We start from the raw sequence: 13157 nt of genomic DNA, 5'->3' as shown, positions 1-13157 counted from the left end.
AGCTGCTATTAGGCCAGTCGCGTTGACATAAAATTACCTTTTCTTTTCCTAAAATTTAAACTTACAGGATCTTTATTAACCTTTAGAATTTTAACTTGCAATTTGCTGGAATTAACACAAATTCCCTTCCTATTTGTGAGTTTGTAGAAATAACGCTTTCGCGAAAGCGAAATAAATTTTAGACCATTGTTACATCAACTAATAGCATAAGGTTCTGAATTAAAGACAAAAATAAAATGATGAATAACGACGATTATAAATTAGAACTTAGCAAGGCCGAGATGAAAAAGCTGGGTTATCAAGCTATTGATGAGATCGTTGAACATTTTGATACCCAGCATAATAAACCGCCAGTAGCGAGAGGTTCTCGCAAGGATATGGATAAAATGTTTGCTGCAGAGGCACCGGAAGATCCTATGGATGCGTCAGATGTACTACAATTTGTGATCGATAAGGTAATGAGCAATAGCAATATTGTTTCACATCCTAAATCCTATTCATTTGTACCGGGACCCAGTAATTATGTAAGTGTTGTTGCAGACACACTGGCGACGGGTTTTAATGTTTTTTCTGGTGGATGGGTTGCCTCACCTGCCGCGGCAGAACTTGAAATTGTTACTATAAACTGGTTGCTCAAGCTGTTTAATTTTCCCGCAAAACGTGGCGGTGGTATATTTACAAGTGGTGGTTCTATGGCAAATTTAACAGCCATCGTGACCGCTAGACGTATAAAATGTGGTGAGGATTTTAGCAAGGCAGTGATTTACTTGAGTGATCAGGCTCATTCCTCCAACATTAAGGCGATTCGGATTTTAGGTTTTAAAAGAGAACAGATAAGATTGATACCTACAGATCTGGAATTTAAAATGTCCCTAAATAAACTAAAAAATGCTATCGCAAAAGACAGCTTAGAAGGCTTACAACCTTTTATGGTTATTGCTTCCTCAGGAACTACCAATACGGGTACTGTTGATCCATTAATGGAACTTTCTGCTATTTGTAAAAGTGAAAATCTTTGGTTTCATATTGATGGTGCTTATGGTGGCGCTGCCATTCTAGCAAAAAACGGAAAGCAGCTCTTAAAAGGAATTGATAAGGCAGATTCAATAACTGTTGATCCTCACAAGTGGTTTTTCCAACCCTATGAAATGGGATGTTTATTAGTGCGCAACAGCGCCTGGCTGAAAGATACTTTTACAGAGACTCCAGAATACCTGCGTGATGTGGAAGGCAATGAAAGCGAGATCAACTTTTACGATCATGGTGTTCAATTAACCAGACGTTTTAGAGCCTTGAAGTTATACATGTCGGTTAAAACATTCGGGATGGCTGCTTTTAGAAAGGCCATAGATTACAATATTAAAATTGCTGAAGACGCTGAAGCATTGTTCCGTAAAAGTGCCAAATGGGAAGTTATTTCACCTGCTACACTTGCCATTATCAATTTTAGATACCACCCCATTGACAGGAATTTATCAGAACCTGAACTGGATGCTTTGAACCAGAAAATCTCAGAGCGAGTCATGAACTCTGGCGAGGCATTATTAGTAACTACGATTCTTCAAAATCAAGTGGTTCTACGTATGTGTCTTATCAACCCAAGAACGACAATTCAAGATATACGTGAAACAATTAATTTATGTGAGAAGTTTGCTGATGAGATTTTGAGCGAGTGAATCTGATTGCTTTTGTAGAGTGCAACACATAAAAAGAGGCAAAGGTTTTATTGTAATCCGAAAAACAGCCGGTTCGAGCGAGAGTACATCCCTAGAATTATAAAGAGAGCGATTCGCTTCCGAAAAAACAGCCGATTCGAGCGGGAGTCGAGAATGAGCGGATCGTTTCCACAAAGACTCAATCAGTTTCTCAACTACCCTTTTCTCGACTTTCGCTCGAAATAGGATACGAGATTCTCGCCTTCAAGCAAAATAGCCGGTTCGAGCGAGAGTCGAGAACGAGCGAGTCGCTTTCACAAAGTCCCATTCAAATCCTCAACTACCCTTTTCTCGACTTTCGCTCGAAACAGGATATGAGATTCTCACCTTCAAGAAAAACAGCCGATTCGAGCGGGAGTCGAGAACGAGCGGATCGTTTCCGCAAAAACTCAAGCAATTTCTCAACTACCCTTTTCTCGACTTTCGCTCGAAACAGGATATGAGATTATCGACTTTCAGAAAAACAGCCAGTTCGAGAGGGAGTAAATCCCTAGGATTATCGGGTGAGCGATTCGCTTCCGAAAAGACAGCCGATTCGAGCGAGAGTCGAGAATGAGCGGATCGTTTCCGCAAAGATTCAATCAGTTTCTCAACTACCCTTTTCTCGACTTTCGCTCGAAACAGAATATGAGATTCTCGCCTTCCAGAAAAACAGCCGGTTCGAGCGAGAGTCGAGAACGAACGAGTCGCTTTCACAAAGTCCCATTCAAATCCTCAACTACCCTTTTCTCGACTTTCACTCGAAACAGGATATGAAATTCTCGCCTTTCAGAAAAACAGCCAGTTCGAGAGAGAGAGTCGAGAACGAGCGAGTCACTTTCACAAAGTCCCATTCAAATCCTAAACTACCCTTTTCTCGACTTTCGCTCGAAACAGGATATGAGATTTTCGCCTTCCAGAAAAACAGCCGGTTCGAGCGAGAGTCGAGAATGAGCGAGTCACTTTCACAAAGTCCCATTCAATTCCTCAATTACCCTTTTCTCGACTTTCGGTCGAAACAGGATATGAGATTCTCACCTTCCAGAAATACAGCCGGTTCGAGCGGGAGTGGAGAACGAACGAGTCACTTTCACAAAGTTCCATTCAAATCCTCAACTACCCTTTTCTCGACTTTCGCTCGAAACAGGATATGAGATTTTCGCCTTTCAGAAAAACAGCCGATTCGAGCGGGAGTCGAGAATGAGCGGATCGTTTCCACAAAGATTCAATCAGTTTCTTAACTATCCTTTTCTCGACTTTCGCTCGAAACAGGATACAGTTTTCCTGCAACCAACAAAAACAGGATATAACATTTTCATATTCCAAAAAAAACAGCCGGTTCGAGCGAGAGTCGAGAACGAGCGGATCGTTTCCTCAAAGATTCAATCAGTTTCTTAACTATCCTTTTCTCGACTTTCGCTCGAAACAGGATATGAGATTCTCACATTCCAGAAAAACAGCCGATTCGAGCGGGAGTCGAGAATGAGCGTGTAAAAGATAATAAGTCTATTATTTCCTATGTTTAATAGGAATATATCCCGAAGAAACAAAAGCACTACTGGAATCGTTTTGACACATTGCTAATAACTTGAGCTTATCAAAATCACCATTAATTAATGACCATTTCTTATTAGCAGACCATTTTTTGATTCGCTTTTCGTAATGACGCGCTTGGAATATGTCATGAAGAACTTCGTGATAAACTAGCTTTACTGGCCGGCGGCTGTATGTAAATGCCGTTTTATTAGAACCGGTTTGATGTTGTTGTAATCGTAATTCTAAATTTTTAGTAATGCCTGTGTATAATATTCCGTCAGAGCAATGGAGAATGTAGATGTGAATTGAGAAGAACATCTTAGGAAGGTAAAGGAAAAGACACACTTTAAATTCTCAACTACCCTTTTCTCGACTTTCGCTCGAAACAGGATACAGTTTTCTTGGAACCAACAAAAACAGGATATAACATTTTCATATTCCGAAAAAACAGCCGATTCGAGCGAGAGTCGAGAATGAGCGAGAGTCGTTTTCGCAAACATCCAAGCAATTTCTCAACTACCCTTTTCTCGACTTTCGCTCGAAACAGAATATGAGATTCTCGCCTTCCAGAAAACAGCCGGTTCGAGCGAGAGTCGAGAACGAGCGAGTCGCTTTCACAAAGTCCCATTCAGATCTTCAACTACCCTTTTCTCGACTTACGGTCGAAACAGGATATGAGATTTTCGCCTTCCAGAAAAACAGCCGGTTCGAGCGACAGTCGTGAACGAACGGGTTGTTATTAGTTCACATTTTCTGCCATTCAGGAGAGAAGTAGGTGGCTCTTCCACCTAGCTTGATCTTTTCTATTTTTCCATCTGTATGAAAGCATTTTTCTCCTTCTTTTCTAAAATGCATTAAGAAATCTTTTGGGAAATCATCATAATGGGCTTCGTTTTCAATAGCGACTTCAATGACCTTTTTCATAGCATCAAATACAATATTAATGTCATCGTTATCCATTGATTCGACCTTCGTTTTAGGATGCATTTTAGCCTGGTACAAAATCTCATCTGCCATCCAGTTACCTACACCGGCACATACGCTTTGATCCAGCAGTACTTTTTTGATATCCGTTTTACGGGTTGCTAGAGACGTTTTAAAATCTTCTATGCTCAAATCGCGAGCATCATCACTTAAATTGTGCTCTTTTTTATAGTCCTCAATAGAGTCAACTAAATCCCACCAACCAAATTTCCTCTTGTTCTCAAAAGCAAAATGAAATCCGTTATCGAATGTCAAAACAATATGCCCAAACTTAGGCCGATCCTCAACTGACTTGTAATAATTAGGCCGACCAGTCATCCCAAAATGAAGCACCAAGATCTTGTCGCCAGTGGTTTCTATAAAAAGGTATTTGCCTATGCGAACCGTTTTGGAAAGCTCTTTACCTAATAGGGCTTTTTCAAAATTGGCTGCCGGTTGTTTGAACAAGCGGTTATCACGGCAATCAATAGCGGTTATCTTTGTATGTAAACAAGTGCTGTCGATGTAGACTTTGTAGCCGTGGACTTCTGGTAACTCTGGCATTCTATTATCTTAATTTAGTGTATTAATGTTAAAGATAAAGTTTGAATAATGTAGATCTGTTATTATTTTCTGAATTAGCGCGACGTCAATCACCTATCAGAATATTACCTAATACATTTAAACATATTTTTATGTTCATTTTTTTCTTATCAGATAATATTATAAACGTATCAAAACTGTCTCTCCTTAAAAAATACTTTAGTTTAAGGGGAACCTTTTAAATATTCAAAGAGTAGGTCATACGTTACATGAAACTATAATTACAACGGAATCATTATACCTCAATCACCTTATTAACCTCGTAAAACACAACCACAAAAAAACCCAGCTTAAAAAGCTGGGTTTTGAATGATAAACTAAAAAAGATTATGCCTTCTTGATGACTTTGCTCAAATCATAGCCCCCAAACTTTTTCATATAACCTCTTACAGAACTTCCATAAGCGTCACGGCTGCGACCGGCGCCGTTTGTTCTTAAATATTTTTTGACTCCACCTACACCGCTTAAATGCGCTGCAGCTAGAATACCACTTTCAGTTACTTGAATACCGCCTATCTTTTGACCGTCGTACTTAGCAATGTAATCTTCTAGAAGATTGTGGTTGTATCGCAAATTCTTTACAAAAATGCGCTCCTGTAATTTCGGAGACTGTAGAAATGTCATTGAATCATTAACCCCAAAATGTCGCAGGGTCGTCATACCAAACTGGTACTTGCCCAAATAACCTAGCGAATTCACAATACCGTATTTTCCCTGGCTTTCTTTAAAAGCAAGCGCCTCTCTAAAGGAAATGAACGAATCTGGTCTAGAAGTGGCAAGAGAATAAAATCTCAAGTCCTGGGTGTAGGTTTTGAAATCTTCCTGGTGTGGACCATAGAAGATAGGTTCAGCGCTGGATAGAAACGTCATTTGTGACATTTGATGTTCAGCAATACTCTCGTTACTCAAGTTATCCTTTTTAAAGACAAAAAATCCTGCGATCAAAACTACTGGATAAGCTAGAAAGTTTACAAAGTGTGTTCTCATAGATACCTATTTCGAAAAGTTGCTGTCACTCTTTTCTAAAAGCGGTGCAAATTTACGACATAGTTCATGTTAGCGCACAAAAGTTTGTTAAACAGCAACTTAGGCTATTTTGAGTGGCCATAAAATGCGCTCACCAATGATAAACAGTACATTGACAAAACTTAAAAATGGCACAACTCTTTAAGAAAACATTATAAAAACGATGTAAATTCCTACAAATGAAAAATATCAAAATGATCGAAAACGTTAGATTTCAACTATCGCTTTACATTTTGAGCCTGAATCCATCTTCTATATTCTGCCGCATTTGCGTTATGTTGGGCAAGATTCTTCGCAAATTTGTGGTATCCAAAGTTTTGCACATCTGCTACAAAGAAAAAGTAGTCGTGCTTTTCATAATTAAGAACGGCATCAATCGCGCTTAAATCTGGAGATACAATAGGTCCAGGCGGTAGTCCCGTATATTTATAAGTATTATACCTGCTATCCAGTTCCAGATCCTTAAACAAAACTCGCTTTATCACTTGATCAAAGTTGCCATCCAGCAGTTTTTTAGAGTAAATTACTGTAGGGTCTGCTTCCAACCTCATCCCGGTATTTAAACGGTTCATGTAAACTCCCGCAACTTTAGGACGCTCATCCACTTTGGCCGTTTCTTTGTGAACTATCGATGCAAGCACAGAAACCTGTTGGGGACTCAGCTCAATTTTTTTTGCCTTTTTTAATCTGGATTCATTCCAGAAACTTTTGTATCCCTGAAACATGCGGTCTCTAAAAGTGGTTGCACTGCTGTTCCAGTAAAACTCATATTGATTAGGTAGATACATTGACAAAGCATTTTCTTGCGTGAAACCGTTCTTTTTCAAAAAGGTTGAATCACGCATTACTTCCATCAAGGATGTGCTGTCCGCTTCAATCTGGGTGGCAATTCGACCAGCAAGATCTTCTAATCGCTCTTGATTATTGAATCGTACATTGAGCGGTATATTTCTGGAACGAACGGCATTGATGATGTCATTATTTGACATTCCTTGCTTTAAAAGAAAACGTCCAGACTTTACATTTGCATTGTAACCCTTTCGCACCGCTGTCTCATGGAAAGCATCTCGATCCTTTACACTTGCTGCGATTGCCATGAAGGCAACATCATAATCTGCATCTGTAGGAATCAGAATTTCGTAGGTTTCTGTTTCAAAATTTGTGTTAGCGGTGAAAAATGTGCCGTAAACTTGGTAGGCAAAAACTGCCATGACTACTAGACCGATCAATACGAGTCCCAGTAAAATTTTCTTGTAATTATTCATTTATTAGTTGGTACATAATTTCATCTGTAAAACCTTCTTTTGTAGCAATCCATTCTGATTTTATTCCGCTTTCGCGAAAGCGGAACTTCTCAAACAATCTTCTACTAGTTACATTATCTGCAGCAATTCCTGCATACAACTGATGCAATCGCAACCTATTGAAGCTATAGTCAATCATCATTTGTAATCCTGCACTGGCATAACCTTTAGAACGATCCAGATCCTGCGGAATCACAATACCTACACCAGCGCGCTTATGAAATGGATCGAAGTCATATAAATCAACAACCCCCACAATGGTGTCGTCTTTTTTACAGATTGCCAGACGCAATTGCTTTACTTCATAAATATCGCGGTGTGCATTTTCAAGATACTCTCTTATGGTAAATTTTGAATAAGGCGTTAATGTGTGGCCCACATCCCATAATGCAGGGTTATTTTCTAACTCATAGATGTAGTCCAGATCTTCAGGATCTACAGCACGCAGTTTGCAAGTATCTGTTTGTAAAATCATGCTTCAATAATTCCTTTAAAGACTAGTGTGGCCGGTCCAGTAAGCCAGATGTTTTTATATCCCTGGGCTACAGGCTCAAAACTAACCTTAAGGTTCCCTCCAGGAGTTTCTAATGTTACTTCATGAGCTTGTGTTTGACCTGTTTTATGCATCGCGAGCGCTACAGCTGTGACACCAGTCCCACAACTTAAAGTTTCATTTTCTACACCGCGTTCATAGGTTCTAACCTTAAAGGTTGTTCCTGTCACTGGCTGGACAAAATTAATATTAGCTCCTTCTTTTCCATACAATTCATTGCGCAAATACCTTCCCTGACTATAAACATCTACATGATCGACGTTATCTGTCAGCTCCACATGATGTGGGGAACCTGTGTCCATGAAAACATGGCCGTCAAACATTTGAAGAGAATCCATATTTTTCATTTGAAGACTTACTTGATTATTATCAAATAATTTTGCCTCATGCAAACCATCAATGGCTTCAAAAGTGGCACTATCTGCAACGATTCCTAGATATTTAGCAAAACTTACAATACAACGTCCACCGTTACCACACATGCTGCTCTGATTTCCATCAGCATTGAAATAAACCATTGTGAAGTTATGGAGTCTATGGTTACGTAGGAGTATCAATCCATCAGCACCGATGCCGAATTTTCGATCACAGAGTCTCTGTATAAGTTTGGTATCTTTTTTGAAGAATTGCTCTTGACGATCATCAATAACAATAAAGTCGTTGCCTGTACCTTGATATTTATAAAACGGAATCGCTTGCATGCTACAAATGTAAGAGTAACGCAAATAACTACCGCTTGTTAAATACGGGTTAATGCACCACTAATGAACAATGAATTTTATTTTAAGAAGTTTAAAAATACAAAATCCTAATTTATGAAATCAATACTTAAAACCATGGGAGCTGCAGTCTTAGGCGGCACCATCGTATTGGGATCTTACAAGGTCTTTATTGAAGACCAACCCGAATCCCAACTAACCGTTGCTACAGAATCTTTTACTCCTGCAACACCTGTAAGCTATGAAGGCAGTACCTCCATAACTGGTGTCGATTTTACAGAGGCAGCAGAAAAGACCGTACACGCGGTTGTTCACGTTAAGAATTTAACGGTATCTAGGGGAAATCCTTCCATGCGCGATTTAATGCAAGGACGTGTGCCACTGCGTCAAGCAGTAGGATCTGGTAGTGGTGTTATTATTACCAAAGATGGCTACATCGTCACTAATAATCACGTCATTGATAATTCACGAGCTCTAGAAGTTACGTTAAACGACAACCGGACCTACAAAGCGAAGCTTATAGGAACAGAACCTTCCTCAGACATTGCATTATTGAAAATTGATGCTGATGGTGATTTGCCATTTGTAGCTTTTGGCGATTCTGACCAGCTCAAAATAGGAGAATGGGTTCTTGCTGTAGGAAACCCGTTTAATTTGACAAGTACGGTTACTGCGGGAATCATTAGTGCCAAAGGCAGGGATCTTGATGTCCGCGATGCCACACCACAAAGTTTTATACAAACTGATGCTGCCGTGAATCCTGGCAATTCTGGTGGAGCGCTAGTGAACACTCGTGGCGAATTAGTAGGAATCAATACTGCGATACAGTCACCTACTGGATCTTTTGCTGGGTACTCGTTTGCAGTTCCATCTAATAATGCTCGTAAGGTTATTCAGGATTTGATGGAATTTGGTTTTGTACAGAAGGGAATGTTAGGAATTTCTGGCTCTGATCTTAATGGTCGCGTGGCGACGGAAATGGGCTTAAGCAGCAGCGAAGGAATTTATATAAGCGACGTTGTTAAAGATAGTGGCGCCGATAAAGCTGGATTGCGCAAAGGAGACATCATTACCGACATTAACGGTGTTCGCATGAAATCTTTTTCTGAACTTACTGGGTACATAGGAAGTAAAAATCCAGGCGATCTGGTCACGGCAACTATTTTACGCGAGGGAACTGAAAAATCACTTTCCATTGAGATTACCAAAAATTCTACGGTAACCTTTCCAGCACTTGAAATGGATCTTAGAGATTTAGATTCTTCTGAAAAACGCTTATTTAAGGTAAGTAGTGGTGTGCGCATCGTAAAAACGAATGGCAATCTAGCCAGGTATGATATGAGTGGTTATGTTATTACAAAAATTAATGATAGAGGAGTTAGAAATGTGGAAGATGTGCGCAGTCTCATGCAGAAAATATCTGCGAACGAAAGCGTCATAGTAGAATTGAAGAACACTAAAGGCGAAGTGGAGCGCTTGAGGCTTATTGCCGATTAGATCTTACCATATTCATACTACGGAATTAAGACTCCTTCTTTCCTGTTAGGTGAAGTTAATACGTGATACTGAAAAATAAACCCAATGTAAAACGCAAGCGTTTTACATTGGGTTTATTTTTATACTAGAATCGGCTTTTTGAAAGTCTACACATCCTTTACCAAAAAACGCTTCATTACCTTTAATTACTTCATAAAAAAGCACTTCCATATTTTACGAAAACGATGGAGTAGCCTATTTTTGCAAAAGCTAAATAATTAAAAAATGAGCCAGGTAGATACCTACGAAAAGGAACTTGCATTTCAAACAGATCGCAGGCGCGCAGCGGTTGCTTTTATTAAAGTCGTTAGCGACTTATGGTATGATAAGTCCATAGAATTAGTGCTGTTTAGAAATCAGTTGATCGATCGCAATGTAAGTGAAATCATCAATTTACATGAATATGCTGGTGCCTTCGTTCAAAAGCCTATTTCTATTTTTGATAGTGTAGAAATTGCACAAGCCATTCTTTCGCTGGATTTACCTCCATCTAAGTTGGATATAGGGAAATTGACTTATGAATACCATTTAGAAGATAATGAATTGCAGGAAGCGACAGCTTTTGTTTCTAAAAAACTAAGCGACGCTAAATCTTCCGACAACATCGTTCCTAAAGATGTAGTTTTATATGGTTTCGGACGTATTGGTAGATTGCTGGCGAGGGAATTGATGTCTAAGGCTGGAAAAGGAAGTCAGCTGCGCCTGCGAGCTATTGTGACTCGTGGTGCAATTACAGAAAGTGTTTTGGAAAAAAGAGCCTCGCTCCTACATCAAGACTCTGTACATGGAGATTTTGCTGGAACAGTAGGTTATGATTTAGAACAAGAATCCCTAATTATAAATGGTACTACGGTAAAGATGATCAGCGCAAACGCTCCTGAAGACATTGATTATACCAGCTACGGTATCCACAATGCCCTGATTATTGATAATACAGGTGCTTTCAGAGATGACGAGGCCTTGAAAAGACATTTAAAAGCGCCAGGTGCACATAAAGTACTTTTGACGGCACCAGGAAAGGGAATTCCTAATATCGTTCATGGCGTCAACCATAAAGAACATGATCCTGATCTTGTGGATATATTCTCAGCAGCGAGTTGTACCACAAATGCCATAACGCCAGTTTTGAAAGCGGTAGAAGATAGTTTTGGAGTGGTGAGTGGCCATTTAGAGACCATCCATGCTTATACAAATGATCAAAATTTAGTTGATAATATGCACAGCAAGTACCGTCGTGGTCGTGCTGCAGCTTTAAATATGGTTATTACAGAAACAGGAGCAGGAAAAGCTGTAAGTAAGGCACTTCCATCTTTTGAAGGAAAGTTGACATCAAATGCTATACGAGTTCCAGTTCCTAATGGATCACTGGCAATTTTAAATCTCGAGCTAGAAAATTCTACCAGTATTGATGCGCTGAATTCCACCATGAAAAAATATGCATTGGAAGGTGATTTAGTAGAGCAAATCAAATACAGCATTGATAACGAGCTAGTGTCTACAGATATCGTGGGTTCTAACGCTCCTTCCATTTATGACTCAAATGCTACCATCGTTAGTCCGGACGGAAAAAAAGTGGTCCTTTATGTCTGGTACGACAATGAGTATGGTTACAGCCATCAGGTAATACGTCTTGCAAAATACATCGCCAAAGTCCGTCGATATACTTATTATTAAAAAACAGAAGTTCTAGGAACAGAGTAAATGCTTTCATGAAATCTCCTAGAGTTTTAAGATAGAGCCGTCTTGAGAAAGGCGGCTCTATTATTTACACGGGTATTCTCACTGTAATTGAGCTACCGTTGACAGTCCGGTAAAATTATGGGTTTACTATATCTTCTGAATAAAAAAAAGCAGCACTTAAGTAAGAAAAACGAAATACCTTTCATAAAAAAAAATCACATTTTTAAACGTCGCAGAAAAAAAATTTTAGAAACAAAACCATAAAAAAATAGGTCTTTAAAATACGATCATATCTTAATTTCCAGTAATTGTAAACTTTGTTTATTTTCCTAAAATCACGAGTTGGCTAATATGAACCTCGTGAATTAATCAAAGCTAATTTTTTCTTTAAAACCTTACTGGCCTGCGTGTAGCCACCATTCTCTCCATCTAGGAAATGAATGTGATAATCATCCAGCGCGGTTACATAACAAGATAATACACTCTTTTCACTGGCATAGAACCCATAGTTTATTTGAAGATTACGCTCCATATGATCTAGCATTTCAAAAAGCTGATGACGTTGATTTTTATTCCCGGTAATAACAGTATTTATAGATCCATCAAGCAACAACACTTCTGTTAATTGAATTAATTCGTTAAGATAATTGCGACCCTTTTCGGTTAAATGAATATAAAACTTGCCAAATAAGGTCCGTGCAGCGGCACTTAACAATTGCCTTAATCCAGACTTCGCATATTTTACTTTTACCTCGTTTTTGAGTTGGCTTAAACTGTTCACCATTTTCAAACGCTTTAAGGAAACTGGGTTTCTAATTTCATCTTCCCCATAAATGTTATCCATTTCATTTAAAATAGCGGCATATATTGTATGCTGCTGTGAAATATCTGTGCAATTAATAATCAGCGATATAATCTCATTCCTTTCTTGTGGAGGTTCTATTTTATCCCATTTACATTCCATTCCCTCCAGATTAAGAAGTTGTGTTTTCAACTCTGTCAATCCCAGATCCTGGGGTTCCTCTGCTTTTATCTCTTTTTCGGCTCTTTGTAACGCATCACCTTGAATGAGAGGCATGACGTGGAATGCATTCCTTTTGAATTTAGAAATATGGAGTTGGCAACCTTTTTCAATCATAGAACTAACCATACGGTAACCTACTCGCAGAAAAAATCCAAAGGACGTATAACAACGTTCTTGATGCAGTTTCAAAGCATGCAAACAATCCTTTAATATTAGATCTGGAATTAATAACGTGGCGCCATCACCACCAAAAAAAAACGGAATCTCTACTCCCGCTTTTCTAGAAATGTTCAAACAGGCAACGATACTGCCAGTTGCGGCCAGATTTACTTCTTGCTGTTTTCCATCACGCACCGCAATAGTTGAGTTTTCAACATCTGTAACAACGATGTTCCAGTTTTCAGGAACCGCACAAAAATGATTCGGATCTTTATAAATTTTCTGTAGAGAACCGGTGTATGTATGTAGATCACTATAGAAATGCGTGGATCGATCTGAAGTCATAATCAAACATACGCA

At 39.1% G+C, this 13157-nt stretch carries 10 protein-coding genes; 3 read left to right on the top strand and 7 right to left on the bottom strand.

All coding sequences use genetic code 11. The features are described from left to right. Positions 1–239 precede the first annotated feature (239 nt). Positions 240–1676 carry a pyridoxal phosphate-dependent decarboxylase family protein gene (locus tag IQ282_RS13305; RefSeq protein WP_194852361.1) on the top strand — a complete coding sequence of 479 codons (1437 nt, stop codon included), beginning with the start codon at positions 240–242 and terminating at the stop codon, positions 1674–1676. A 1527-nt stretch (positions 1677–3203) separates the two neighbouring features. Here the strand turns inward: IQ282_RS13305 and IQ282_RS13300 are convergent. The 6 genes from IQ282_RS13300 to dapF form a co-directional block, all read right to left on the bottom strand. Further along, positions 3204–3548 carry a GIY-YIG nuclease family protein gene (locus IQ282_RS13300; RefSeq protein WP_194852360.1) on the bottom strand — a complete coding sequence of 115 codons (345 nt, stop codon included), beginning with the start codon at positions 3546–3548 and terminating at the stop codon, positions 3204–3206. Between the two features lie 426 nt (positions 3549–3974). Beyond that, a complete protein-coding gene (locus tag IQ282_RS13295) occupies positions 3975–4757 on the bottom strand; it encodes an Fpg/Nei family DNA glycosylase (protein ID WP_194852359.1) in 783 nt (260 codons plus the stop codon). 366 nt (positions 4758–5123) lie between these two features. After that, positions 5124–5783 (bottom strand): peptidoglycan-binding protein LysM, encoded by a 660-nt coding sequence (locus IQ282_RS13290; RefSeq protein ID WP_194852358.1) that lies wholly within the window; start codon positions 5781–5783, stop codon positions 5124–5126. Positions 5784–6040: 257 nt separating this feature from the next. Then, positions 6041–7087 carry an endolytic transglycosylase MltG gene (mltG, locus tag IQ282_RS13285; protein WP_194852357.1) on the bottom strand — a complete coding sequence of 349 codons (1047 nt, stop codon included), beginning with the start codon at positions 7085–7087 and terminating at the stop codon, positions 6041–6043. Next, the gene (locus IQ282_RS13280; RefSeq protein WP_194852356.1) at positions 7080–7601 is read right to left on the bottom strand and encodes a GNAT family N-acetyltransferase; all 522 of its coding nucleotides are present in this window, start codon (positions 7599–7601) and stop codon (positions 7080–7082) included. Before IQ282_RS13280 ends, mltG begins: the two co-directional genes overlap by 8 nt. After that, positions 7598–8380 carry a diaminopimelate epimerase gene (gene dapF, locus IQ282_RS13275; RefSeq protein ID WP_194852355.1) on the bottom strand — a complete coding sequence of 261 codons (783 nt, stop codon included), beginning with the start codon at positions 8378–8380 and terminating at the stop codon, positions 7598–7600. Before dapF ends, IQ282_RS13280 begins: the two co-directional genes overlap by 4 nt. Before the next feature lie 114 nt (positions 8381–8494). On the opposite strand from dapF, the gene IQ282_RS13270 reads away from it, so the two are divergent. Next, a complete protein-coding gene (locus IQ282_RS13270) occupies positions 8495–9895 on the top strand; it encodes a trypsin-like peptidase domain-containing protein (protein WP_194852354.1) in 1401 nt (466 codons plus the stop codon). Between the two features lie 264 nt (positions 9896–10159). After that, complete coding sequence (locus tag IQ282_RS13265; RefSeq protein ID WP_194852353.1) at positions 10160–11608, top strand: glyceraldehyde-3-phosphate dehydrogenase; 1449 nt, start codon at positions 10160–10162, stop codon at positions 11606–11608. Positions 11609–11960: 352 nt separating this feature from the next. Here IQ282_RS13265 and IQ282_RS13260 read toward each other — a convergent pair whose 3' ends face one another. Beyond that, on the bottom strand, positions 11961–13142 hold the full coding sequence (locus IQ282_RS13260) for a DUF3095 family protein (protein ID WP_194852352.1): 1182 nt from the start codon (positions 13140–13142) through the stop codon (positions 11961–11963). Positions 13143–13157: the final 15 nt, after the last annotated feature.

It is taken from the genome of Nonlabens antarcticus, from assembly GCF_015356755.1.
In the GTDB taxonomy this organism is placed as follows: Bacteria; Bacteroidota; Bacteroidia; order Flavobacteriales; family Flavobacteriaceae; genus Nonlabens; species Nonlabens antarcticus.
The sequence above is the reverse complement of the archived record's forward strand: the minus strand, read 5'-3'. Positions and strand labels throughout refer to the sequence as shown.

Coding starts and splice junctions, on each gene's coding strand:
- IQ282_RS13290 (WP_194852358.1), bottom strand. CDS start 5,783: ATGAGAACACACTTTGTAAACTTTCTAGCTTATCCAGTAGTTTTGATC.
- IQ282_RS13300 (WP_194852360.1), bottom strand. CDS start 3,548: ATGTTCTTCTCAATTCACATCTACATTCTCCATTGCTCTGACGGAATA.
- IQ282_RS13280 (WP_194852356.1), bottom strand. CDS start 7,601: ATGATTTTACAAACAGATACTTGCAAACTGCGTGCTGTAGATCCTGAA.
- IQ282_RS13260 (WP_194852352.1), bottom strand. CDS start 13,142: ATGACTTCAGATCGATCCACGCATTTCTATAGTGATCTACATACATAC.
- IQ282_RS13270 (WP_194852354.1), top strand. CDS start 8,495: ATGAAATCAATACTTAAAACCATGGGAGCTGCAGTCTTAGGCGGCACC.
- IQ282_RS13295 (WP_194852359.1), bottom strand. CDS start 4,757: ATGCCAGAGTTACCAGAAGTCCACGGCTACAAAGTCTACATCGACAGC.
- dapF (WP_194852355.1), bottom strand. CDS start 8,380: ATGCAAGCGATTCCGTTTTATAAATATCAAGGTACAGGCAACGACTTT.
- IQ282_RS13305 (WP_194852361.1), top strand. CDS start 240: ATGAATAACGACGATTATAAATTAGAACTTAGCAAGGCCGAGATGAAA.
- IQ282_RS13265 (WP_194852353.1), top strand. CDS start 10,160: ATGAGCCAGGTAGATACCTACGAAAAGGAACTTGCATTTCAAACAGAT.
- mltG (WP_194852357.1), bottom strand. CDS start 7,087: ATGAATAATTACAAGAAAATTTTACTGGGACTCGTATTGATCGGTCTA.